Raw genomic sequence first — 23,536 nt, forward strand, 5'->3', positions numbered from 1 at the left:
GCCCGGCCCCGCCGCGTCCTCGGAACGCGTCCTCAGAACGCGTCCGTCGGGACGTACGCCCCCCAGACCTCCCGCAGCGCGTCGCAGACCTCGCCCACCGTGGCCCGCGCCCTGAGGGCGTCCTTCATCGGGTACAGCACGTTGTCCGTGCCCTCGGCCGCCTTCTTGAGCTCCGCGAGCGCCGCGTCCACCGCCCCCTGGTCCCGCTCCGCGCGGAGCTTCGCCAGCCGGGCCGCCTGCTGGGCCTCGATCGCGGGGTCGACACGGAGCGGCTCGTACGGCTCCTCCTCGTCGAGGCGGAAGCGGTTCACGCCGACGACCACGCGCTCGCCGCTGTCCGTCTCCTGGGCGACCCGGTACGCGCTGCGCTCGATCTCCCCCTTCTGGAAGCCGCGTTCGATGGCCTCGACCGCGCCCCCCATGTCCTCGACCTTCCGCATCAGCTCCAGGGCCGCGGCCTCGACGTCGTCGGTCATGCTCTCGACGACGTAACTGCCCGCGAACGGGTCCACCGTCGCCGTCACGTCCGTCTCGTACGCCAGGACCTGCTGGGTGCGCAGCGCGAGACGGGCCGACTTGTCCGTCGGCAGGGCGATCGCCTCGTCGAAGGAGTTGGTGTGCAGCGACTGCGTGCCGCCGAGCACCGCGCCCAGGCCCTGCACGGCGACCCGCACGAGGTTCACCTCGGGCTGCTGGGCGGTGAGCTGGACGCCCGCGGTCTGCGTGTGGAAGCGCAGCATCAGCGACTTGGGGTTCTCCGCGCCGAACTCCTCCTTCATCACCCGGGCCCAGATCCGGCGCGCGGCACGGAACTTGGCGACCTCTTCGAGGATCGTCGTACGGGCGACGAAGAAGAAGGAGAGCCGCGGCGCGAAGTCGTCCACGTCCATGCCCGCGGCCACGGCGGTACGGACGTACTCGATGCCGTCCGCGAGGGTGAAGGCGATCTCCTGCGCGGGCGTGGCTCCGGCCTCGGCCATGTGGTAGCCCGAGATCGAGATGGTGTTCCACTTCGGGATCTCGGCCCGGCAGTACTTGAAGATGTCGGCGATCAGCCGCAGCGAGGGCTTCGGCGGGAAGATGTAGGTGCCCCGGGCGATGTACTCCTTGAGCACGTCGTTCTGGATCGTGCCCGTCAGCCGGCCGGCCGGTACGCCCTGCTCCTCCGCTACGAGCTGGTAGAGCAGGAGCAGCAGCGAGGCGGGGGCGTTGATGGTCATCGAGGTGGAGACCTCGTCCAGCGGAATCCCGCCGAACAGGACGCGCATGTCGTCGATCGAGTCGATCGCCACGCCGACCTTGCCGACCTCGCCCGAGGCGATCGGCGCGTCCGAGTCGTGGCCCATCTGGGTCGGCAGGTCGAACGCGACGGAGAGGCCCGCCGTGCCGTTGGCGATCAGCTGCTTGTAGCGGGCGTTGGACTCGGTGGCGGTGCCGAATCCGGCGTACTGCCGCATCGTCCACGGCCTGCCCGTGTACATCGTGGGGTAGACACCACGCGTGAAGGGAAAGGCACCCGGGGCGCCGAGCTTCTCCTCGGCCCGCCAGCCGTCGAGCGCCTCCGGTCCGTACACCGGCTCGATGGGCAGTCCTGACTCGGACTCACGCGTCATGTGCTGTGCCTCCCGCTCAAGCTACTTATCGGTAACAAATCTCGCGACGGACTCTAGCGGCGACGCCCCGGCCTGCGGGCGCCCTGCGCTGGGACCTTGCTCACAGCCCGCGTGCCGAGGTCTGTGCGCGCATCCCCATCATGCTCAGGAATCCGCAACCGGGCAGGCCGGGAATCCGTCCCATGAGATATCCGTGCCACGCGAGGGTCCGCGTGACCGGGCCGCGACGGGCGAGCCAGGGGGCAGAGGATGAGACGCGTACGGGAGAACAGCGGCGCGCGAAGCGTGCGTACGGCGGTCTCGGCGGCCGTCGGCGTGCTCGCACTGACCGTCCTGACGGCGGGCTGCAAGGTGGAGACGGTGGGCGCGGCGGAGCCCACCACCACCGCGACGAGGCCGGGAGCGAGCCCCACGGACGACGCCAAGCCGGGCGGCGGACAGGCGAGCCCCCCGGCGACACCCTCCAGGACACCGAGCGCACGCCCCTCCCCGGAACCCAGGACCCTGATGTCCACGGGTGACCGGAGCGGGCGCGTGAAGGAACTCCAGGCCCGGCTGCGCCAGATCGGCCACTTCGACCGCGGCCCCACGGGGTACTACGGCACCGCCACCGCCGCCTCCGTGCGGTCCTTCCAGGGCAAGCGCGGCCTGCCCCGCACCGGCAGGACGGACACGGTGACGTGGGAGCGGCTGCTCGGGATGACACGGAAGCCGACGGCGAAGGAGCTCGACCCTCCGACGTCACGGCCCGCCGCGAAGCCCGACGCCCGCTGCATGACCGGCCGGGTGCTGTGCATCAGCAAGAACAGCCGCACGCTGTCCTGGATGATCGACGGCCGGGTCGTCTCGTCCATGGACGTGCGGTTCGGCTCGCAGTACACACCCACCCGCGAGGGCACCTTCTCGGTGTACTGGAAGTCCCGCCACCATGTCTCCACGCTCTACGACTCCCCCATGCCGTACGCCATGTTCTTCAGCGGCGGCCAGGCGGTGCACTACTCGTCGGACTTCGCGGCCCGGGGCTACAGCGGCGCCTCGCACGGCTGCGTGAACGTGAGGGACGAGGCGAGGATCGCCGCCCTCTACGCCCAGGTGAGGAAGGGCGACAAGGTCGTCATCTACTGGTAGTGAGGGGCGCGGACGGGACCGGGGGAACGTGTCCCGCCCGCGCCTGGTGCGCTGAGCCGAAGGTACGGGGGGAACCCCGGCTCGTATGCGCGGCCGATGACCAGTCGGCATTCTGTACTGCGCCGGACCGCCGCAGAACGTTACAGCTCCCGCATTCATGCAGGTCAGCGCGTTACAGAGGACAACAGGTCAGCGCGTCACGGAGGACAGCTGCGCCGAGGGGCTCACGGGGGAACCCGTCGCCGGCGGCACGCTGGTGCCGGACTCCGGCGAGCCGTCGGGGGGCTCCGTGCGGAAGGTGATCGAGGGGAGCGAGCCGTTCCCGTCGGAGTCGTCGTCCCCGCCCTTGCCGTCGCCCTCGCCGGAGCCGCCGTTCTTGCCGCCGTTCTCCTCGCCCTGGTCGTCCTCGGCGGCGAGGACGCGGTCGCAGAAGCGGTCCAGGTTGCGCTCGCCGTCGGCCAGTTCGAGGAGGCGGCGCTCCTCGCTCCTGCTCAGCGTGCCGTCACGATGAGCGCGGCAGGCCTGGACGGACTTCTCGTACACATCGGCCGCGGACTCCCCGGGCAGCTGCCCGTCCGCGCGGTCCTTCGTGCCGCCACCGGCGGTGCCGGTGTCCCGGCCGCCGCCCTCCTGGCCCTCGGCGGCGCCGCCGTCCCGCTCGCCCGGCACGTCGCCGTCCGTCTCCGCGGCCGGATCGCCGGACGGGTCCGGGGTGACCGGAGGACTGGAAGCCCCGGGCGTCAGGGTGGGCGGCGCCGAGGGCGGGCCGGCGTCGGGCACCTCGGCCCCCAGCTCCTCGGGGGACGCCGCGGCCGAGACGGAGGAGGCCGGAACCGGAGTGCCGTGGCCCCCGAACGGAGCGGGGAGCATGCCCGTGCCCCCGGCGACCGCCACCCCGCCGAGCGCGCATCCGGCGAGCGAGACGGCGAGGCCGTACCGCATGGGACGGGTCCAGCGGGAGCGCCTCCGCGGCACCCGGGGCACGTCACCGATCCGTACGGTGTGCAGGGCGTCCTGATGGCCGGCCGGTCCGGCCTCACCGGCACGTCCGCCGCCGGGGTACGCCTCACGGAAGGCGGCCAGCGCGACGTCCTCGCCACGGAGTCCGGTGGCCGGTGGGCCAGGGGTCCGGAGCGCTCTCAGCGCCGACTCCAGCAGCCTGGCCTCGGCTCTCGCGTGATCACCGACGGGCTCGACGGCATCGCCGCGGAGCAACATCTCCGCAGCGTCCGCGTCAAGCCACTCGTGCTGCTCGTCGGCCATCACATGTCCTTCTGCGTCCACGGACGCGAATGCGTCACACCGGCGGGCGCCGTGGAGCCCTGACGTCCGGGGCGCTGCGCGGGTACGGCACCGAGTTCCTTGACCACCGCCGGAATCTCGTCGTCCGGGCCGGGGTCCGCGCCGACCAGCTCCGCGAGCCGCTTCAGTCCCCGATGGGCGGCGGTGCGCACGGCGCCGGGGCGCTTGCCCAGCGTACGGGCCGCGCTCTTGGCGTCCAGCCCGATGACGACGCGGAGCACGACCGCCTCCGCCTGGTCCTGCGGCAGCTGCGCGATCAGCGACAGGGCGCGTCCCGTCGCCAGCGACTCCAGCGCCTCGCCCGCCGTGTCGGACTCGGCGGCCTCTCCCGCCAGTTCACTCTCGTCACCGCCGATCGCGGGGCGCCTGCCCCGCATCCGTATGTGATCCAGCGAGCGGTTGCGCGCTATCCGGGCCGCCCAGCCCCGGAAGCGGTCCGCGTCGCCGCTGAACCGGTCGAGGTCACGCGCTATCTGGAGCCAGGACTCGGACGCCACGTCCTCGGCGTCCGCCTCACCGACCAGCGTCCGTATGTAGCCCAGCAGCCGCGGGTGCACGGCGCGGTACACAGTCCGGAAGGCGTCCTCGTCCCCGTCCTGTGCCGCGAGCACCGCGGCGGTCAGCTCCGCGTCGTCCCCCAGCACTCCCTCAACCCGCCCTGCTGATCCGAATCGCGGCTGGTCACCGCTGCTGCGCCACCCTGCGCGACTCAGCACGCTACGTGGTCGGACGGTTCCCCGTCCATGACTTGTACAACCCGCAACTGTCTCCTGACGCAGTGCGGTGTGACAGAAAACGCACCTGTGGCGCTGAGATGAGTACGGGGTCGCTACGCGGCCCCGTGGAAGACGGCCGGGGCCTCTCCTGTGGGGGGTGGCGGCCCCGGTCGTCGTCCCCACATGTGATTCCTTGACCTGGCGCTTTGCGGGCCGCCTACCCCTCCGTGACCAACGGCGTGACCAACGCGCCAGCGAATTCTTCTGGGCGGGCGCGTTCTCGGACGCCGGGCACCCCAGTGACCAGCACTTTCCAGCGCTCACCCGAACCACCGGGGCTCAGTCGCCGCGTGAGCTCAGGACAAGCTCCTGGCACCCTCCATTCGGCCCCGCAGGCCACCGACGCGAAGAGCGCGCTCGAAGGCGCAACCCACGGCAACCCACGCGCCTCCGCCGCCAAGACGATCGCGAACGATCAGCGGACAGCAGCCATTAGAGTGCCCAGCGTGAACACCGCGCCTCAGCAGACGACCGTCTTCCGCCTGATCGTGACGGGAGGCGGCACCGGCGGTCACACGTACCCCGCTCTCACCGCGATCCGCACCTTGCAGGCACGCCTGGCCGCTTCCGGCCTCACCCTCGACGTCCTGTGGATCGGAACCTCGGAAGGTTTGGAAGCCCGGGTCACGAGCGCGGAGGGCATCCCGTTCACCACCGTCGCCACGGGCAAGATCCGGCGTCACGCGAACCCGCTGAAGATGGTGTCTCCTGCCAACGTCCGGGACATGGCACGCGTCCCGCTCGGGGTCGCCCAGGCCCGCAGCGCTGTCTCCGCCTTCCGGCCGGACGTCATGCTCGCCACGGGCGGTTACGTCGCCGTGCCGGCCGGGCTCGCCGCCAGGATGTGCCGAGTCCCGCTGGTCCTGCACGAACAGACCGTCCGCCTGGGCCTCGCCAACCGGAAGCTCGCCAGTTCCGCCGCGCGGATCGCCGTGTCCTCGGAGTCGACCCTGCCGCTCCTGCCGGAGAGCGTCCGGTCGGCGGCAGTGGTCACCGGCAACCCCGTACGACCGGAGATCCTGACCGGCCACCCGGACAAAGCAGTGACTGCCCTCGGTCTCCACACCTTCGACCGGCGCCTTCCGACGGTGTACGTCACCGGAGGCGCGCAAGGCTCACAGCAGATCAACGACGTGGTCGGCGGCGAACTGCCATGGCTACTGGAACGCGCCAACGTTGTACACCAGTGCGGCTCCGCCCACCAGCAGGCGCTGTCCGCTCGCGCCGCAGGGCTGACTGCCGCCCTCGCCGCCCGGTACCACCTCACCCCCTTCGTCGGGCCGGAGCTGCCGGATGTCCTGGCCATGGCCGACCTGGTGATTTCGCGCAGCGGCGCGGGCACCCTGGCGGAGCTGACCGCCCTGGGCAAGCCGGCAGTGTTCGTCCCTCTTGCGACGGCGGCCGGAAACGAGCAGGCGCACAACGCCCGTCATCTGGAGGAGGCCGGGGCCGCGGTCGCCCTCCTCGGCGACGTCACCGGCCGGCACCTGCGCGATGCGGTCGGCCCGCTCCTCGACGATCCGGCGCGCCAGGGCGCGATGGCCGCAGCGGCCAGGGCACACGGTCGCCCGGACGCTGCGGAAAGGCTCGTGGACGTGATCCTGTCCGCAGCATCCCAGTAACAGCGCGGTCGGCAGTGGTCTACGCGATCCGTCCACCGGTATGCAGCACGGTGCCAACTTCAATGAGCACAGCGCACTCGTGGAACGCAGCGTCGTCCTGGCCCATCGGGTCGGGCACGTCCCGGTCGCCGAGGTAGAGGCGCAGTTTGTTCTCGTTCTCCGGGCCGCAGACGGCCCGGAGGGTAGCGAGAACGGAGGCGTCCATGGCGAGCACCGTGTTCGCCCAATCCAGCATGTCCAGGTTGATCTGCTGAGCACGGTGAGCAGTGAGGTCGTAGCCCAGCCGCCGGGCGGCGTTGATCATGACGGAATGGGCGGGCCGGTCCTGCCACTTGCCGATCAGCCCGGCCGAGCGGACGGCCAGACCTGGTCCGCCCCGTCGAGCGAGAGCGAGCTGGGCGAAGGGGCTGCGACAGTAGTTCCCCAGACACACGGCGAGCAGATTCGACATCAGGCGCCGCCCGTGGCCTTGAGCGCGTGTCCGAGGGCGCTCACCACTCGGTGGACATCTGCCTCGGTGAGGTGTTGGTGGAAGGGCAGGCTCAGGATTTCCCGGCTGACCCGCTCCGTAGCGGCCAGGTCGCGCCTCCAGCGTGCGAAGGCGGGCTGAAGGTGGTTGGGCGGGTAATGAACGCCGACGCCGATGTTCCTGGCCCGCAGGTGAGCGAATACGTGGTCCCGGTGCGGTACGCGGACCTGACAAAGGTGCGGCACCGTGTGGTCGAGGTCGACGTCGACGAGCGTCACCCCCTCCAGCGCGTCCAGGGCCTCACTGTAGGTGCGCCACAAGTGCCGCCGGGAGCGCACGGCGGTGTCGAAATGGCCGAGCTGCGCCAGCCCGATGGCGGCGTTGATGGACGAGAGCTGATACCGCAAGCCGAAGCCTTCCACCTGGTAGCCGGTGGTCTCAGCGCGCTCGCTCTGGGACTGCGTGACGCCCAGCATGCGGAGTCGGCGGACAGCGGCGGCCTCCTCGGGCGTACGGGGGATGACGGCCCCGCCTTGGCCACAGGTCAGATTCTTGACAGGCCCGAAGGAAAAGCACGTCAGGGCCGTGTCGTCGGCGCCGACGTGCCGGGGTCCGCAGTGAGAGCCAAAGGCATGGGCGGCGTCCTCGATAACCGCGATGCCCCTCTCCGCCAGATCCTCACGAAGACGACCGAGGTCGACGGCCCGGCCACCGAAGAGCACCGGCAGCACGGCGGCCGTATCATCGGTGACTGCCTCCATGACGAGTTGCGGGGTGACGCACAACGTCGCCGGGTCCACGTCGATAAACCGCGGGGACGCTCCGACAGCCCGGATGACCTGCACAGTGGCGCAGAACGTCATGGACGGCACGATCACCTCGTCACCAAGACCGATGCCTGTGGCAAGCAGGGCGCTGTGCAGGGCAGCGGTACCGGAACTGACGGCCACCACGTCGGGTACGCCGAGGTACGCGGCGATCCGGCTCTCGAATTCGGCGGTGAGGTCAGTATGTCCGTACTGGCCCGCCTCCAGGACTCGGACGACTGACTCCGCCTCTTGTCCGTAGAGGTATGGGGACGCGTTTCGCCGGACGTCGGGAGTGGTCAGGCTCATGTGGTTACCCCGTTCATGGCGATGCGCTTCAGATCGGTCGTCTCACCGACGGCCAACGTCTCGACGTAGTTGGTCAGGAACACCCCTGTCCGGTAGGTCAGACGGTCATGGTCGACCGCGAGGCCGAACAGCCCGTTGACCATCTGGCCGACGAGATCGGCTCCGGCCGCCTCGGTCAGCGGGAAGCCTCCGGCGATCCGGACGTTCAGTTCGGTGATGGTGACCTGGCCGTCGTCCTGGACGAAGCCCTGCACGCAGCACAGGCCCTCGGCGCGTACAGCACGTAGGGCGGCCAGCACGAAATCGAGCACGGTGGTGTCGTGGAAGGTGGTGGAGACCGCGGCGAGCCCGGCCTTCACCAAGTCCCGGCGACGTAGGATCGCCGACGCTCGGCCCGTGCGGTCCACCAGGCAGTCCGCCGTGAACTCGGTTCCGTACACCCGCTCCTGCACCAAGGCCCCAGGGACCACCTCGCTCAGCAGCAGGGCGTGCTCCTTCTTCTCGACGAAGTGGACGTGCTGGGCACCGTGGCCGCGCCGGGGCTTGACCACCAGCCGCGTGTTCTCGGGGACCAGGTCGAGGGTGTCGCCCCACCATGACCGAGGCGTAGGCACTCCGTGCTCGGTGAGCACGCGATGAAAGGCTGCCTTGTCGATGCATGCGTGTACCGATGCGGGTTCGGGCAGCCACATCCGCACGCCGATCTCCTCCAGCCGAGAACTCATGCGCAGCAGCGGAGGAAGATCGTTCTCGATGGCGGGTACCACCGCGTGTACCGCCAGCGCCCGGCACAGCCCGGTCATGCGGGCTCGTAGTCCTGGTCGTCAGCCGACGGAATGACCTGGGGCACGACTTGCGGGAGAAGGAACCCTGGGGCGAGAGGGTTGGCGTCGGCGGCGATGACTCGGTGGCCGAGACGGGTAAGGCTTCGGGCCAGCCCGAAGCCTGGGTTCGCTCCGGTGCCGGTGACCAGGATCCGGCGCGGTGCGATCTGATCAGCGGGCACGGTAGTCCTCCAGAAACGCGGGCGCACGGCGGGAGGCTGGCAAAGAGGTGCGCCGGAGACCACCGCTCGCGAGCGGGGCCCACCGGTCGGGGTTGCGGCGGTACCACTCGGCGGTTTCAGCCAGCCCGTCCTTCAGGCGGTGAGTCGGCCGGTATCCGAGTTTGTTGCGGGCCTTGGACCAGTCGATCGAGTAGCGGACGTCGTTCGACGGTCGGTCAGGGATGTACGTGACCGCGTCCCACGTTGCGCCGCAGATCTTCAGCAGGTGGCCGGTCAGCTCCTTGCTGGACAGGTCAGTGCCTCCACCGAGGTTGTAGATCTCCCCCGGCTCCCCACCACGCAGTACCGCTTCGATCCCGGCACAGTTGTCTTCTACGTGCAGCCAGTTACGCACGTGCTGCCCCTGGTCATGGAGAGTAACGGGCGCTCCTCGCAGGAGCCGGGTCACGAAGAGCGGGATGATCTTTTCCGGGTACTGGTAGGGCCCGTAGTTGTTGCTGCTGCGAGTTACACATAGCGGGAGCCCAAGGGTTTGGTGAGCACCCAGGGCTACCAGGTCGGCGGCCGCCTTCGACACCGCGTACGGGACCGAGGGGCGCATGGGTGAATCCTCGGTCGCTGCTCCCTTCGGCAGCGGGCCGTAGACCTCGTCGGTGGAGACGTGGACGAATTTGGCGATGCTGTGGCGGTGAGCCGCGTCCACAAGCACCCGGGTACCGAGAACATTCGTGGACAGAAACCCGTCGGCCGCGTCATAGGAACGATCGACGTGGGACTCGGCCGCGAAATGCACCACTGCTGTGGTACCGGACGCCATCAAGTTGTCGACGGCAGTTGCGTCTCGGATGTCACCATGGACGAACCGGAGCTTGTCTGACAGGAACGCCATGCCCAGGTTCTCGATGTGACCGGCATAGGTGAGGGCGTCGAGGACGGTCACGCGGGCGACGTCCTTGGCCTGGATGATTCGCTTGACGAAGTGCGAGCCGATGAAGCCCGCACCTCCAGTGACGAGTACGTGTTCCATGCACGCCTCCCGGAAGAGTGGCAGCCAGGCACATCACGCAGAAAGGCGATGTCCTCAGACCGTCGAAAGATGCTCGGAATCTCGCCGAGCTGCCTCCACGGTGGGCCGCACACCCCGTTGGAGTCTGTATCCCCGATGTGGGCCCGCTTTGCGAATCGGGTCGCTACGGTGCCGTACAGACACCAGAGTTGGGGGGTGTGCATGACGACGGAAGCGGTACGACATCCCCTGACCTACGTGCGCCAGCAACGCGGGTGGAGCATGGAAAAGCTTGCCTATCACCTGAACCTGGCCGCGCAACGCCGCGGTCTTCGCATCGCTGCCGACCGCAGTCGTATCTACCGGTGGGAGCACAGGCGGGTAGGCGCCCCCAGCGACCTCTATCAAGAGCTGCTGGCCGACGTCCTGGGCATCGATTCCGCACGATGGCGGACCATGACATGGCCGTGGTGGCTCCCCGCCTACGATCGCCCATTCCCCTTCAGCCCAGCCGGCGTCCGCGCCGCCCACACGGAGTTATTGGTGGATCTCGACCAGCCTGACCGCCGCACCTTCCTCGTTCTCGCCGCCGGATCCTTGGTCGGTATGGCAACCGAATGGTCCCGCGTCGAACCCGAACGTCTGGCCGGGGCTCTGGCCGGGCGCCGCGTCGACGAAAGCCTGCTCACCTGGCTGGAGAGCAGCGTCGAACGTCTCCCTGGCCTGGCGAACGCATCCCCTCAAGAGTGTGCCGACCTCCTCGGCGCGGCCATGCGCGTCACCATCGGCCTGCTCGACTCAGCCCGCTACGACGAACCCACCGGCCACCGCCTGCGTACCGTCCTGGCTCACGCGGCGCAGAGCGCCGCATGGCTCCAGTTCGACCAAGGCCACCATGCCTCGGCGCAACGCCATTGGCGCACCGCCCTGCACTCAGCCCACAGCGCCGATGATCGGGACCTCGGAGCCGGAGTCCTCTCCGACCTCGCTTACTCCGCCACTTGGCTCGGCCATCCCAGTGAAGCGGTCGAGATCCTCTCCCTAGCCCGTACCCGAACCCGCTACGCGATAGCCCGCTCCCTGCTCGATGTACGCCGGGCTCGCGCTCTCGCGGTCCTCCAGGACGATGTAGGCACCGCCCGGGCCCTCAACGACGCCGAACACCAACTGGAGCGTGGCAGAGCACAACCCGCACCCCCGTGGGTGTCCTGGATGTCATCCGCCGACCTCGCCGTTGATGCGGGGCGCTGCTGGCTGGACCTGGGAGACCCCCGGCGAGCGACCGCCGCATTGGAGGAGGGCCTGGGCTTGCTGGTTCCCGAACGGGAGAGGACCCGCGCCATCATGCTTACCTACCGTGCCCACGCAGCGCTCGCCAACCATGACGTGGACGCTGCCGTGGCAGACACTCGAACAGCGCTGGACACCGCTTTGGGAACAGGTGCTTCACGGTGTCTCGACCTGGTGCGCAGCACACTGCGGGAATCGCTTGAACCACACAAGGGCGAAACCGCCGTTCGAGACCTGCGCTCGTACGCACTCCAGCGGCTGACGTCCGTGCGTGCGTGAACAGCCTGCCCGGACACCGGACGAGTTGGGCGCATCGCATGACCAACGCGTGACCAGCAGCGCCCAGGAACAGACAGAAACACCTGGGCGCAGGCCGCGACAGCCGGAAGCAAGGAACCGGAACCTAGACGGCAAACTCGCAGGTCAAAGGGCTATTTCGACTGGGGCGGCCGGGGGTGGCGGCCCCGGTCGTCGTCCCCCACCCCCATGACGCCGTGTCAGGACGCGCCGCCCGGGCGGGCCCGGCCGCGGGCGTGGCGGGACATCACCGCGCGCAGCACCCGGCGCCCCTCGACCGAGAGATCCAGGACCCGGCGCAGGCCGGACGCGCCGCCGGCCGTCTCCGCGGTCCCGCCGAGGATCTCCAGGATCTCGGCCTGGCGGCGGAGTTCGCCCAGGACGAGCGGGCCGCCACCGGCCGCCCCGCCTTCCCGGCAGCGGTTCAGCGCCTCCGTGTCCGTCGCCGCCGGGAAGTCGAACCGCCCGTGGACGTCCAGCGCGAGGAGCGAACAGGCGTCGGCCCAGGCGCGCAGCGGTCCGGCCTCGAACTCCCGGGGCGCCGCGCCGAGCAGGGCGACGACGCGGACCGTCGTCGCACCGGTCACCGGTCCCGCGCCGTCGGCCCCGGCCCGCTCCAGCTCCGCGTGCACGGCGTCGAGCCGGTCCGCCCACCGCGCCCCGGTCTCGCAGCTCGCCCAGAGCGGGCGCAGCGGCTCCGGATCGCTCCCGTCCTCCGCCGGTGGAAGACAGCGGTCCAGGCAGGCGAGTCCACTCGCCGCCAGGCCTCGCTCGTCGGCATCCGCGATCAGCTCCAGCAGATTCACCGGCACCTCCCCCATCCGTCCATCGGTCCACGGGAGCTCAGCGCAGCCCGCTACCGCATACAGCGCCCGATGGCTGAAAGGCGTCACTCTTCCGACACGGAGGATCACTGCGGGACTCAGCCGGACAACCTCTCGATGCCCAGACGGTCCAGAAATGCGAAGAAAAGTTCCTCACCGGAGCGCTCGGGATGCTCGACGCGCAGCAGTTCGAGCAGGGGCCCTTCGAGGACACCGCGGCCGGATTCCGCCGCCCACCGGACGGCTCGCGCGGCGGCGTCCTCGGGTTGCAGGAAGTAGTCCTCGATCGTCGTGCCGTCCCGGTCGAGGTGCGCGGCCATCGGTGCCCGGCCCAGACAGGCGTACCAGGCTCCGCTGTACGGCGCCGCCGCCTCCACCGCCACGCAGACTCCGTCCATGACGAACCCGAAGAGGACCGGCTCCCCCACCGCGTCGGCGAGCGCGGCCATGCTGCCCGGCGAGGGTTCGGTGGGGTGGGACCAGACCTGCCAGCCGTCCGCGCGGTACTCCCGCAGCGTCAGCCGCTCGCGCGCCTCCCGCAGGGCAGGGTGACCGATGAGCGGCTCACCGCTGCGGCCCACCAGATAGCAGCCCCAGAAACCCACGTCTCGCTCCCCCCGCGGTCCGGGGTTCCATTCTGCCCACCGGGCAGCGGCGGGAAGCGCGAAATCGGGTCAACCCGGGACGGGGCCGGACCCGCGGACGGCACGGGCCCGGCCACGCCTCACCGCGTGCTGTCGGCGAGCTCCTCGAACTGCGCCCAGGTCAGCTTCGGCTCGCGCGGGTCCCACAGCTTCTGGGACACGGCGTTGAGCGGCATCCGTATCCCGTCGGCCACCTGCTGCTGGGTCTGGGCGTTCGGCAGGTCGCCCCAGACCGCGAACCGGCCGCCCAGGATCTGCTTCGAATAGCGCGCGGCCACGGGCTCGGTGCCGCGCAGGACGAACGGCGTCCACTGCTCGTAGATGCGCTTGCCCGTCGGGTACGTGAAGTCGTTGGGCTCGCCGAGCACGTAGTAGAGGAACTCGTCGTTGAGGTTGACCACGTCGCGGCCCTCGGCGAGGTACTCCTGCGGCGGCCGGGCGCCGATCTCCTTGCCCGTCCAGTACTCGACCTCGATGCCCTTGTGGGCGGTGACCGTGCCGCCGCTGAAGAAGCCGTCGTTCCACGCCTTGGGGATCTTCTCCGCGTCGCGGATGACCGCGGCGCGGTCGTTCAGCCAGCCCTCCGTCAGGTCCTGGACGGTGGCGTCGGCGCCGTACTTCTCCCGTGCGGCGGCGGCGAGCTGCGGGTAGGAGGCGGCCGGATCGCTCACGGTGAGGGCCTGGTACTCGTCCGCGCCGACGTGGAACCAGTCGCCGGGGAAGAGCTCGGTGTACTCCTTCAGCAGGTCGTCGACGATCTTCGCCGCCCCGGGCTCGGAGATGTCGATGGCGCCCTGCCGGGCGACGCCCTGGGTGTTGCGCAGCTGGAGATCGGGGTGGGCGCGCAGCACGGCACCGAGGTGTCCGGGTGAGTCGATCTCGCCGACGATGGTGATGTGGAGGCTCTGGGCGAGCTTCACGATCCGGCGGACCTCGGTCTTGGTGAGGTGCTCGTCGGAGACGACCTCGGGGTGCGAGTCGGACTCGATCCGGAAGGCCTGGTCGTCGGAGAAGTGCAGTCCGAGCTGGTTGAGCTTGAGGTCGGCCATCTCGCGCAGCCGTCCCTCGATCCACTCCGCGCTGTAGTGCTTGCGCGCGATGTCGAGGTTGAGCCCTCGCTGCGGCCGGTCGGGGGTGTCGCGCACGGTGCCCTCGGGCATGGTGCCGTCGGCGTTCAGGGACTGCTTGAGGGTGCGGGTCCCGTAGAAGACGCCGGCCTGGGCGGGACCGCTGATCGTGACCGTGTTGTCCGCGGTCTTCAGGGTGTACGACTCCGGGTCGCCCTTCGCCGAGGCCGCGAGCGCCAGCTCGACGTCGCCGGAGCGCGGGGACTTCTCGCCCCGGTAGCCGATCTTCAGCTCCTTGGCGAGCAGTTTCGCCTCGTCGGCGAGCCCGGCGTCGGCCGCGACGACCGTGCTGTCCTTGGCCGGTTTCCAGCCCGGACCGCGTGCGGCGGTGTGCTCGCGCACCGCGGGTATCGTCCGCGGCGTCGTGGAGAGCGGATAGCTCCGGGTGGGTGAGGGCTCGGCGCTGGTGGCGGAGGAGGCCGGCCCGTTCTGTGTTCCGGAGCCGGAACCGTCGGGCCAGACGACGACGGTGAGGGTGACGGCGGCTGCCGCCGCGACGGCCGCGCCGGCGACCAGGGGTCCACGTGAGGGCGACATCGGTCAGAAACCTCCGGATCGGGGGAAGAACAGGTCAAAGAAGACGAGAAAGCCGGGCATTTCCCCCACCGGTACGTCCATCAAGCGTTCCGAAACTCTCCCGTCCGGGTGAACTTCTCGCATCATTCGGTTGCGCGTTACGCGGTCTCGCTAGCGTGGCGGCGTACACGAGGCACACACGAACCAACCCTCACTTCTCTCCCCCGCGCAACCTCGTCGCTCTCCGGCCCCTCTCCAGGGTCACAGATGTCATTCATCCGAGGAGTCCCGCTGACCAGGTCCAGCGAGTCCCACGCAGGCCTGCCGGAACCACCGCGGCAGGCCGGGCGGACGGCCGTGCCCGTGCAGAGCCGCGGCCCCGCCCCGGACCCGGCGGAGGCCTCGGTGGAGGCCCCCGTTCCGGAACCAGTGTCGGTGAGTACGCGCGGGAGTGCCCACTCGAGCGGGCTGGCCCGCTTCAACGCCTGGCCCCGGGAGCTCGCCGAGGCCGCCCTGCTGGAGTGCTGCGGCAGCAGCCGCTGGGCACTGCGGCTGGCGGCCCACCGCCCCTACCCGGACCTGGACACCCTGCTCGCGGCCTCCGACGAGGCGGGGTACGACCTCGCGCCCGCGGACATCTCCGAGGCACTCGCCGCGGAGAGCGCGCCCTGCCTGCACCACGACGCGCCCCGCGCGGCCCATCTGGCGCTGCGCGCCGCCCACGCCGCGTACGAGAGCCGCTTCGGCCATGTCTTCGTGATCTGCCTCGACGGGCTGCGGCCCTCGCTCCACGTCGACCAGGTGCTGGCCGCCATCCGCACCCGGCTCGCGCACGAGCCGGACGAGGAGCGTTCCCTGACCGCGGAGGAGATGCGACGACTCGCCCGGGGCCGCATCATCGAGCTGGTGACGGAGGCGGGCCGGACGCCCGACCCGTTCCGCCCGGTGGCATATGACCCTCAGTAGCCCGTCCGTGCCTGTTTGATTGCCACTTTGATCACACCGCCAGGCCCCGCCGCCATGGAACCGACAAAGCGTCGCTACGATGGCCGGGGCCGGTGGACCGTACCCGGCCGGGTCAGACCGACAGTCAAGCCGGCCGACCCCAATCCCCGCTCCCGGAGGGTTCTTCCGTGCCGGCTGGAACGCTGTACCGCGGCCGGGAAGGCATGTGGTCCTGGGTGGCTCATCGAGTCACCGGTGTCCTCATTTTCTTCTTCCTGTTCGTACACGTCCTGGACACCGCTCTCGTGCGTGTCTCCCCCGAGGCGTACGACGAGGTCGTGGCCACCTACAAGACCCCGCTCGTAGCGCTGCTCGAGTACGGCCTGGTGGCCGCGATCCTCTTCCACGCGCTGAACGGTCTCCGGATCGTCGCCGTGGACTTCTGGGCCAAGGGCCCGCGCTACCAGAAGCAGATGCTCTGGACCGTCCTCGGTATCTGGATCGTGCTGATGGTCGGGGCCCTGTACCCCGTACTCGGTCACGCCGTACGCGAAGTCTTCGGGAGCTGAAGCCAATGTCCACCGAGACTTCTTCCTCGTCGGCGATCGGTGACGTCGAGGGCGTGAGCCTGTACGACGTCGACAACCCCGCCCCCGTGATCGAGCCCCCGCGCAAGCGCACGGGCAAGACCCCCAAGGGTTCGCGCACCAACTTCGAGATGTACGCCTGGCTCTTCATGCGCCTGTCGGGCATCGTGCTGGTCGTTCTCGTCATCGGCCACCTGCTGATCCAGCTGGTGCTGGACGGCGGCGTCTCCAAGATCGGTTTCGCCTTCGTCGCGGGCCGCTGGGCCTCGCCGTTCTGGCAGGTCTGGGACCTGGCGATGCTGTGGCTCGCCATGCTCCACGGTGCCAACGGCCTCCGTACGGTCATCAACGACTACGCCGAGCGGGACAACACCCGCTTCTGGCTGAAGATGCTCCTGTACACCGCCACGGTGTTCACCGTCCTGCTGGGCACGCTGGTGATCTTCACCTTCGACCCGAACATCCGCTAGGCGCCGGGACAGAGGGACCAGAGGAAAACCATGCAGATCCACAAGTACGACACCGTCATCGTCGGCGCCGGCGGCGCCGGCATGCGCGCGGCCATCGAGTCGACCAAGCGCAGCCGCACCGCCGTGCTGACGAAGCTCTACCCCACCCGCTCCCACACGGGCGCGGCGCAGGGCGGCATGGCCGCCGCGCTCGCCAACGTGGAGGAGGACAACTGGGAGTGGCACACCTTCGACACGATCAAGGGCGGCGACTACCTGGTCGACCAGGACGCCGCCGAGATCCTCGCGAAGGAGGCCATCGACGCCGTTCTCGACCTGGAGAAGATGGGCCTGCCGTTCGGCCGTACGCCCGAGGGCAAGATCGACCAGCGCCGCTTCGGCGGCCACTCCCGCAACCACGGTGAGGCCCCCGTCCGCCGCGCCTGCTACTCGGGCGACCGCACCGGCCACATGATCCTCCAGACGCTGTACCAGAACTGCGTCAAGGAGGGCGTGGAGTTCTTCAACGAGTTCTACGTCCTGGACCAGCTGGTCGTCGAGGTGGACGGCGTCAAGAAGTCCGCCGGCGTCGTCGCCTACGAGCTGGCCACCGGCGAGATCCACGTCTTCCAGGCGAAGTCGGTCATCTACGCCTCGGGCGGCACCGGCAAGTTCTTCAAGGTGACGTCGAACGCGCACACCCTGACCGGTGACGGCCAGGCCGCCTGCTACCGCCGGGGTCTGCCGCTGGAGGACATGGAGTTCTTCCAGTTCCACCCGACGGGCATCTGGCGCATGGGCATCCTGCTGACGGAGGGCGCCCGCGGTGAGGGCGGCATCCTCCGCAACAAGGACGGCGAGCGCTTCATGGAGAAGTACGCGCCGGTCATGAAGGACCTCGCGTCCCGTGACGTCGTGTCCCGCTCCATCTACACGGAGATCCGTGAGGGCCGCGGCTGCGGTCCCGAGGGCGACCACGTCTACCTCGACCTCACCCACCTCCCGCCGGAGCAGCTGGACGCCAAGCTCCCGGACATCACCGAGTTCGCGCGCACCTACCTCGGCATCGAGCCCTACACGGACCCGATCCCGATCCAGCCGACCGCGCACTACGCCATGGGCGGCATCCCGACCAACGTCGAGGGCGAGGTGCTGGCCGACAACACCACCGTCGTCCCGGGCCTGTACGCCGCCGGCGAGGTCGCCTGTGTCTCCGTGCACGGCGCCAACCGCCTCGGCACCAACTCGCTGCTCGACATCAACGTCTTCGGACGCCGGTCGGGCATCGCCGCCGCCGAGTACGCCGAGAAGAACGACTTCGTCGCGCTTCCCGAGAACCCGGCCCAGCTGGTCCAGGACCAGGTCGAGCGGCTGCGGAACTCCACGGGCACCGAGCGCGTCTCGGCGCTGCGCCTGGAGCTCCAGGAGTGCATGGACGCCAACGTGATGGTGTTCCGCACCGAGCAGACCATCAAGACCGCGGTGGACAAGATCGCCGAGCTGCGCAGGCGCTACCTCGACGTGTCCATCCAGGACAAGGGCAAGCGGTTCAACACCGACCTGCTGGAGGCCATCGAGCTGGGCAACCTGCTCGACCTGGCCGAGGTCATGGCGACCTCCGCGCTGGCCCGCAAGGAGTCCCGCGGCGGTCACTACCGCGAGGACTACCCGAACCGCGACGACGTCAACTTCATGCGCCACACCATGGCGTACCGCGAGGTCGCGGACGACGGCACCGAGTCGATCCGGCTCGACTACAAGCCGGTCGTCACGACCCGCTACCAGCCGATGGAGCGTAAGTACTGATGGCAACCCCCACCCTGGAGAAGTCGGACAAGGCCCCCGAGCCCGAGGCAGGCTTCGCCGACTCCCCGTACATCACGGTCACGTTCCGGATCCGCCGCTTCAACCCCGAGGTCTCCGACGAGGCCCAGTGGCAGGACTTCCAGATCTCGATCGACCCGAAGGAGCGTGTGCTCGACGCCCTTCACAAGATCAAGTGGGAGACGGACGGCACCCTGACGTTCCGCCGCTCCTGCGCGCACGGCATCTGCGGCTCCGACGCGATGCGGATCAACGGCAAGAACAGGCTCGCCTGCAAGACGCTGATCAAGGACATCAACCCGGAGAAGCCGATCACGATCGAGGCCATCAAGGGCCTCACGGTCCTCAAGGACCTCGTGGTCGACATGGACCCGTTCTTCCAGGCCTACCGCGATGTCATGCCCTTCCTCATCACCAAGGGCAACGAGCCGACGCGTGAGCGCCTGCAGTCCCCCGAGGACCGCGAGCGCTTCGACGACACCACCAAGTGCATCCTGTGCGCCGCGTGCACGTCCTCGTGCCCGGTGTTCTGGAACGACGGCCAGTACTTCGGCCCGGCGGCCATCGTCAACGCGCACCGGTTCATCTTCGACTCGCGTGACGAGGGCGGCGAGCAGCGCCTGGAGATCCTCAACGACCGTGACGGTGTGTGGCGTTGCCGCACGACGTTCAACTGCACGGACGCCTGCCCGCGTGGCATCGAGGTCACCAAGGCGATCCAGGAAGTGAAGCGCGCGCTGATCACGCGTCGCTTCTGACCCACCGCGGTACCTCAGGAGGCCCCGTCCCGCGCACGCACCGTGCGGGGGACGGGGCCTCCTGGTGTGCGGGGCCGGGTCCGGCGGGACGATCCCCCCGATAGCCTTGGGACCGTGGTGAAGCAACAGAAGAACGTGGCCGAAGGTCCCGGGACCGTCGGCGGGCGGCCGGCCGGCAGGTCCAAGGCGCCGAAGAGCGAGCAGACCCGCACCCTGATCCTGGAGACCGCGCTCCGGCTCTTCGAGGAGCGCGGCTACGACCGGACCACGATGCGTGCCATCGCCCAGGAGGCGGGGGTATCCGTCGGGAACGCGTACTACTACTTCTCCTCGAAGGAGCACCTCGTCCAGGGCTTCTACGACCGGATCGCCGCCGAGCACACGGCCGCAGTCGGTCCGGTTCTGGCGGGGGACAGGGATCTCGCCGTACGCATCCGGGGTGTGCTGCACCGCTGGCTGGACGTGGCGGGGCCGTACCACCGCTTCGCCGCCCAGTTCTTCAAGAACGCCGCCGATCCGGACAGCCCGCTCTCCCCGTTCTCCCGGGAGTCGGCCGATGCCCGCGACGCGGTCGTCGCCCTGCACGAGCGCTGCCTGTCGGGCTCCTCGGTCAAGGCCGACCCGGAACTGGCCCGGCTGCTGCCGGAGCTGATGTGGCTGATGCAGATGGGCCTGGTGCTGTTCTGGGTCTACGACCGCTCCGAGAACACCGAGCGCAGCCGCAGGCTCGTCGAGCGCACGGCGCCGCTGGCCGCACGGGCGATCGCGCTCTCCCGCTTCCGGGTGCTGCGACCGCTCGTGCGGCAGATCCACGACGTACTGGTGGAGTTCCTGCCCGGCGCCGGCTCAGGCGGCGCTCAGGACGTCAGATCCAGCTGAGTTCCCAGAGCCGCCAGATCCCGGTGCCGTCGGAGAGGTACTGGGATCCGGACACGCTCTGCTTGCTGACGACGTAGTCCTTCTTCTGCCACAGCGGGACCAGCGGCACGTCCTCGCCGACCAGCTCCTGGAGCTCCTTGAAGTCGGCCGAGGTCCGGCCGCGGTCGCTGTACTGCTGGGTGGCGGAGATCAGCGCGTCCATCTTCGAGCTGACGTAGCCGTTGTGGAGGGAGCTCTCGCGGCCGACCAGCGGCTGGCTGAAGGTGTCGGGGTCCGGGAAGTCGGGGAGCCAGCCCACGGTGTACGCGTCGTACTCACCGGCCGCGTAGCCCTTCTGGAAGGCCTGCCATTCGACGGCCTTCTCCGTGACCTCGAACAGCCCGTCCTTCTCCAGCTGGCGGACCAGCTCGGCGGACTCCTCCTTGTTGGCGTCGTCGTCGCGGTGGGCGAAGGTGATGTGCAGCGGCAGCTCCACACCCGCCTTCTCCATCAGCGCCCGGGCTCGCTTGGAGTCCGGCTGCGGATAGGCGTCGAAGAAGGGCGTGCTGTGCCCGATGTAGCCCTGCGGGATCAGCGAGTAGAGCGGGTCGACGGTGCTCTTGTACACGTCCGAGACCAGCGGTCCGCGGTCGATGATCCAGGCGATGGCCTGGCGGACCCGCTTGTCCGAGAGCGGCGAGCCGTCCCTGACGTTGAAGACGAGGTTGCGGATCTCGGCGCTGTCCATCTCGGTGACGCGCATGTCGGTGGCGCCCGGGTCGAGCTCGGCGAGGGTCTCGGACGGCAGCTGACGGTGGGTGACGTCCACGTCGCCGGCCGCCCAGGCCGCCTGGAGCGCCTCGGAGCCCTCGAAGTAGCGGATGTTCACCGGGCCACCGGTGGTCTTCAGAGCGCCCTTGTAGGCCGGGTTGGGCACCAGTTCCGCGGAGGCGCCGGGCACGTACGACTTCAGGGTGTACGGACCGGAGCCGTCGACCTGGTTCCCCGTGCGGAGCTTGTCCTTGGGGTAGTTCGCCGGGTCGACGATGGACCCGGCGCCCGTGGCGAGCTTCTGCGGGAACGTCGCGTCCCGTGCGGAGAGGTTGAAGGTGATCGTGCGGCCCTCGGCCACGACATTGGTGAGGCTGGGGAACAGCACCGAGGGGCCGACGTCCGCCTTGATCTTCAGCATGCGGTCGAAGGAGTACTTGACGTCCTTCGCCGTGATCTTGCGGCCGCTGGAGAAGGTCAGGTCGTCCCTCAGGGTGCAGCGGTAGGTCTGGAGCTTCTGGCCGATGAAGGCGCAGCTCTCGGCCGCGTCGGGTTCCGGCACGACGGCCCCGGACCTGAAGGTCATGAGGGACTGGTAGAGGTTGCTGTAGATCGCCCAGGAACCCGCGTCGTACGCGCCCGCCGGGTCCAGCGAGGTGACCTCGTCGGATGTGCCGACCGTGACCGGCGTCTGGTTCTCCTCATCCGATGGGAGAAGTTGCCAGGCTCCTACGCCTGCGATGACCAGTACCGCCAGAATCGCGAGAATCCGAAGACGGATCAACCGCATGTGCCGTGCTCCCTTGCAACCCACCCCGGCTCATGTGCACAGAAAGGCACATCGCCGCATGTTCTTCCTCACCCAATCACACGATATTCACATCTGGAAGTTCGGGTGGGTTGCTCACAGGTTCGGCCCATTCCGGCTCTCCGGGTCAGGTCATGCCTGGTGGGAGGCGAGTTGGACCACGGTGATGTCGGACGGAGCACCCACCCGCACGGGCGGGCCCCAGGCTCCGGCGCCCCGCGAGACGTACAACTGGGTGTCTCCGTAACGCTCGTAGCCGGCGACGGTGGGGTTCGCGAACCCGGCCAGCAGATTGCCGGGCCAGAGCTGGCCGCCGTGGGTGTGGCCGGAGAGCTGGAGTCCGACGCCGTATTCGACGGCCTCGTCGATGACGACCGGCTGGTGCGCGAGGAGGACCGAGGCGCGGCTGCGGTCGCGGTCGCCGAGCGCGCGGGCGAAGTCGGGGCCCTGGCCCTCGCTCTCGCCCGCCACGTCGTTGACACCCGCGAGATCGAAGCCGCTGATCTCGACGCGGGCGTTCTCCAGGGGGTGCAGCCCCAGCTCGCGGACGTGGTCGACCCACTCCGCGGCACCCGAGAAGTACTCGTGGTTGCCGGTGACGAAGTAGCTGCCGTGGCGTGATTCGAGACGGGCGAGCGGTTCGGCGGCGGGGCCGAGGTCGGCCACGGAGCCGTCGACGAGGTCGCCGACGACGGCGACCAGATCGGGGCTGGTGGCGTTGATCGCGTCGACGATGCGCTGGGTGTGCGCGCGCCCCAGGATCGGGCCGAGGTGGATGTCGCTGACCACGGCGATGCGGAAGCCGTGGGCGGAGCGCGGCAGCCCGGCGAGCGGGACGGTGATGCGCTTGGTGCTGGGGCCGCGGAGCACGCCGTACGTGCCGTTGGCGACGGTGCCGAGCCCGGCCAGGGCGGCAGCTCCGCCGACGGCGCGGGCGACGAACAGCCGGCGCGAGGGGTCGGCGACGGCCGGGGCGGCGGGAGCCTCGGCGCGGGGGGTGGTGTCGGTGCGGGTGCTGCCGGAGCCGGCGTCGGAGGCCGCGACGGCGGCCACGGCCCGCTCCTCGCTCTCCGCGCCGGCGGCCCCGTCCTTGCGGGCCAGGAAGCGGCGCAGCAGGGGGCGCACGGCCTCCCCGGCCAGCAGGGCGAGCGTCAGATAGAGCAGGGCGGCCAGCCAGAGATAGCCGGGCCAGGCCAGCACCTGCTGGAGTGCGAAGGGGAAGCCGGAGCGGCTGGAGACGAGGGCTCCGACGGAGAGCAGGGGAAGCACGAAGGCCGCCACGGTGCCCGCACGGCGCGCGAGGCTTCCGGGGAGCGTGGTGTCACCGATCAGCCGGCGCCACAGATATCTGTGCACCCCGGCGAGCAGCGCGAGCACCGCCACCGCCACGAGCACGAAGACCACTACCACGTACGCTCCCCCGCTGAACCGGTCCTGTCCGGACGTCCATCCTCGTCCGGCACGCCATCTGCCTTAGCGAACGCCTTCGCGAGCGGCTTCGTGCCCGGATCCGGGACCGGATTCCTGCCCGTCCTCCCGGCCCCCTCCCGAACCGGCTTCACGGCGCAGGGCCCTGACACCGCGGAACCCGATGACGCCCACGGCCGTCCCCAGAAGAAACGACGTGACGGCGAGCAGGAGATGGACCCAGAAGTAGGCGGTCGGGTCGCCCGCGTCGTCGAACGCGAGCCCGCTGCCGTCCTTCCAGAGGTTCTTCACAAAGGTGACCCAGATGACCCAGCTCCATGCTCCGAAGACGAGCAGGAACCAGGAAACGGGGCGGCTGAGCTTCATGCCCCCA

General features: G+C 69.6%; 23 protein-coding genes. 9 read left to right on the forward strand and 14 right to left on the reverse strand.

Annotated features, from left to right (window positions below):
* Positions 1 to 32: 32 nt before the first annotated feature.
* Positions 33 to 1,613 (reverse strand): acyl-CoA mutase large subunit family protein, encoded by a 1,581-nt coding sequence (locus ACWCQM_RS15940; RefSeq protein WP_073744467.1) that lies wholly within the window; start codon positions 1,611 to 1,613, stop codon positions 33 to 35.
* A 249-nt stretch (positions 1,614 to 1,862) separates the two neighbouring features.
* Between ACWCQM_RS15940 and ACWCQM_RS15945 the strand changes: the two genes are divergently transcribed.
* Entirely contained in the window at positions 1,863 to 2,741 is an 879-nt protein-coding gene (locus ACWCQM_RS15945) for a L,D-transpeptidase family protein (RefSeq protein ID WP_450915894.1), read from the forward strand.
* A 189-nt stretch (positions 2,742 to 2,930) separates the two neighbouring features.
* On the opposite strand, the gene ACWCQM_RS15950 is transcribed toward ACWCQM_RS15945, so the two are convergent.
* A complete protein-coding gene (locus tag ACWCQM_RS15950) occupies positions 2,931 to 4,004 on the reverse strand; it encodes a hypothetical protein (RefSeq protein WP_450915895.1) in 1,074 nt (357 codons plus the stop codon).
* Positions 4,004 to 4,687: an RNA polymerase sigma factor gene (locus ACWCQM_RS15955; RefSeq protein WP_450915896.1), complete on the reverse strand. Its 684-nt coding sequence runs from the start codon at positions 4,685 to 4,687 to the stop codon at positions 4,004 to 4,006. Before ACWCQM_RS15955 ends, ACWCQM_RS15950 begins: the two co-directional genes overlap by 1 nt.
* Positions 4,688 to 5,265: 578 nt before the next feature.
* On the opposite strand from ACWCQM_RS15955, the gene ACWCQM_RS15960 reads away from it, so the two are divergent.
* Positions 5,266 to 6,441: a UDP-N-acetylglucosamine--N-acetylmuramyl-(pentapeptide) pyrophosphoryl-undecaprenol N-acetylglucosamine transferase gene (locus ACWCQM_RS15960; protein WP_450915897.1), complete on the forward strand. Its 1,176-nt coding sequence runs from the start codon at positions 5,266 to 5,268 to the stop codon at positions 6,439 to 6,441.
* A gap of 19 nt (positions 6,442 to 6,460) precedes the next feature.
* Here ACWCQM_RS15960 and ACWCQM_RS15965 read toward each other — a convergent pair whose 3' ends face one another.
* The 5 genes from ACWCQM_RS15965 to ACWCQM_RS15985 form a co-directional block, all read right to left on the reverse strand.
* A complete protein-coding gene (locus tag ACWCQM_RS15965; protein WP_450915898.1) occupies positions 6,461 to 6,892 on the reverse strand; it encodes an arsenate reductase/protein-tyrosine-phosphatase family protein in 432 nt (143 codons plus the stop codon).
* A complete protein-coding gene (locus ACWCQM_RS15970; RefSeq protein WP_450915899.1) occupies positions 6,892 to 8,025 on the reverse strand; it encodes a DegT/DnrJ/EryC1/StrS family aminotransferase in 1,134 nt (377 codons plus the stop codon). The genes ACWCQM_RS15965 and ACWCQM_RS15970 overlap by 1 nt, the downstream gene beginning before the upstream one ends.
* Positions 8,022 to 8,750 (reverse strand): ATP-grasp domain-containing protein, encoded by a 729-nt coding sequence (locus ACWCQM_RS15975; protein WP_450915900.1) that lies wholly within the window; start codon positions 8,748 to 8,750, stop codon positions 8,022 to 8,024. The genes ACWCQM_RS15970 and ACWCQM_RS15975 overlap by 4 nt, the downstream gene beginning before the upstream one ends.
* 74 nt (positions 8,751 to 8,824) lie before the next feature.
* Positions 8,825 to 9,031: a hypothetical protein gene (locus tag ACWCQM_RS15980; RefSeq protein WP_450915901.1), complete on the reverse strand. Its 207-nt coding sequence runs from the start codon at positions 9,029 to 9,031 to the stop codon at positions 8,825 to 8,827.
* Positions 9,021 to 10,058: a dTDP-glucose 4,6-dehydratase gene (locus ACWCQM_RS15985; protein ID WP_450915902.1), complete on the reverse strand. Its 1,038-nt coding sequence runs from the start codon at positions 10,056 to 10,058 to the stop codon at positions 9,021 to 9,023. The genes ACWCQM_RS15980 and ACWCQM_RS15985 overlap by 11 nt, the downstream gene beginning before the upstream one ends.
* A 201-nt stretch (positions 10,059 to 10,259) precedes the next feature.
* Here ACWCQM_RS15985 and ACWCQM_RS15990 point away from each other — a divergent pair, with 201 nt between their 5' ends.
* Positions 10,260 to 11,606, forward strand: coding sequence for an XRE family transcriptional regulator (locus tag ACWCQM_RS15990; protein ID WP_450915903.1), 1,347 nt, complete (start codon positions 10,260 to 10,262; stop codon positions 11,604 to 11,606).
* Between the two features lie 218 nt (positions 11,607 to 11,824).
* Here ACWCQM_RS15990 and ACWCQM_RS15995 read toward each other — a convergent pair whose 3' ends face one another.
* The 3 genes from ACWCQM_RS15995 to ACWCQM_RS16005 all read right to left on the reverse strand — a co-directional run bounded on the left by ACWCQM_RS15995 (position 11,825) and on the right by ACWCQM_RS16005 (position 14,756).
* Positions 11,825 to 12,430 carry a hypothetical protein gene (locus tag ACWCQM_RS15995; RefSeq protein ID WP_450915904.1) on the reverse strand — a complete coding sequence of 202 codons (606 nt, stop codon included), beginning with the start codon at positions 12,428 to 12,430 and terminating at the stop codon, positions 11,825 to 11,827.
* A 116-nt stretch (positions 12,431 to 12,546) separates the two neighbouring features.
* Positions 12,547 to 13,053, reverse strand: coding sequence for a hypothetical protein (locus tag ACWCQM_RS16000; protein WP_450915905.1), 507 nt, complete (start codon positions 13,051 to 13,053; stop codon positions 12,547 to 12,549).
* A 119-nt stretch (positions 13,054 to 13,172) separates the two neighbouring features.
* Positions 13,173 to 14,756 (reverse strand): family 20 glycosylhydrolase, encoded by a 1,584-nt coding sequence (locus ACWCQM_RS16005; RefSeq protein WP_450915906.1) that lies wholly within the window; start codon positions 14,754 to 14,756, stop codon positions 13,173 to 13,175.
* A 384-nt stretch (positions 14,757 to 15,140) separates the two neighbouring features.
* On the opposite strand from ACWCQM_RS16005, the gene ACWCQM_RS16010 reads away from it, so the two are divergent.
* The 6 genes from ACWCQM_RS16010 (at position 15,141) to ACWCQM_RS16035 (ending at position 20,177) form a co-directional block, all read left to right on the forward strand.
* Positions 15,141 to 15,701 (forward strand): 2-oxo-4-hydroxy-4-carboxy-5-ureidoimidazoline decarboxylase, encoded by a 561-nt coding sequence (locus tag ACWCQM_RS16010; protein WP_450916084.1) that lies wholly within the window; start codon positions 15,141 to 15,143, stop codon positions 15,699 to 15,701.
* 167 nt (positions 15,702 to 15,868) lie between these two features.
* On the forward strand, positions 15,869 to 16,249 hold the full coding sequence (sdhC, locus tag ACWCQM_RS16015) for a succinate dehydrogenase, cytochrome b556 subunit (protein WP_073744455.1): 381 nt from the start codon (positions 15,869 to 15,871) through the stop codon (positions 16,247 to 16,249).
* Between the two features lie 5 nt (positions 16,250 to 16,254).
* Entirely contained in the window at positions 16,255 to 16,737 is a 483-nt protein-coding gene (locus ACWCQM_RS16020) for a succinate dehydrogenase hydrophobic membrane anchor subunit (RefSeq protein ID WP_450915907.1), read from the forward strand.
* A gap of 30 nt (positions 16,738 to 16,767) precedes the next feature.
* Positions 16,768 to 18,522 carry a succinate dehydrogenase flavoprotein subunit gene (gene sdhA / locus ACWCQM_RS16025; protein ID WP_450915908.1) on the forward strand — a complete coding sequence of 585 codons (1,755 nt, stop codon included), beginning with the start codon at positions 16,768 to 16,770 and terminating at the stop codon, positions 18,520 to 18,522.
* Positions 18,522 to 19,298, forward strand: a complete 777-nt coding sequence (locus ACWCQM_RS16030) for a succinate dehydrogenase iron-sulfur subunit (RefSeq protein ID WP_450915909.1) — start codon at positions 18,522 to 18,524, stop codon at positions 19,296 to 19,298. Before sdhA ends, ACWCQM_RS16030 begins: the two co-directional genes overlap by 1 nt.
* 114 nt (positions 19,299 to 19,412) lie before the next feature.
* Complete coding sequence (locus tag ACWCQM_RS16035) at positions 19,413 to 20,177, forward strand: TetR family transcriptional regulator (RefSeq protein WP_450915910.1); 765 nt, start codon at positions 19,413 to 19,415, stop codon at positions 20,175 to 20,177.
* Here ACWCQM_RS16035 and ACWCQM_RS16040 read toward each other — a convergent pair.
* From ACWCQM_RS16040 to ACWCQM_RS16050, 3 genes are all read right to left on the reverse strand, one after another.
* Positions 20,164 to 21,717, reverse strand: coding sequence for an ABC transporter substrate-binding protein (locus tag ACWCQM_RS16040; protein WP_450915911.1), 1,554 nt, complete (start codon positions 21,715 to 21,717; stop codon positions 20,164 to 20,166). The two genes, ACWCQM_RS16035 and ACWCQM_RS16040, sit on opposite strands and share 14 nt — an antisense overlap.
* Positions 21,718 to 21,867: 150 nt before the next feature.
* On the reverse strand, positions 21,868 to 23,145 hold the full coding sequence (locus ACWCQM_RS16045; protein WP_450915912.1) for a metallophosphoesterase: 1,278 nt from the start codon (positions 23,143 to 23,145) through the stop codon (positions 21,868 to 21,870).
* A 63-nt stretch (positions 23,146 to 23,208) separates the two neighbouring features.
* Positions 23,209 to 23,529, reverse strand: coding sequence for an SCO4848 family membrane protein (locus ACWCQM_RS16050; RefSeq protein WP_450915913.1), 321 nt, complete (start codon positions 23,527 to 23,529; stop codon positions 23,209 to 23,211).
* Positions 23,530 to 23,536: the final 7 nt, after the last annotated feature.

The sequence above is a fragment of the Streptomyces sp. NPDC002125 genome (genome assembly GCF_053593715.1).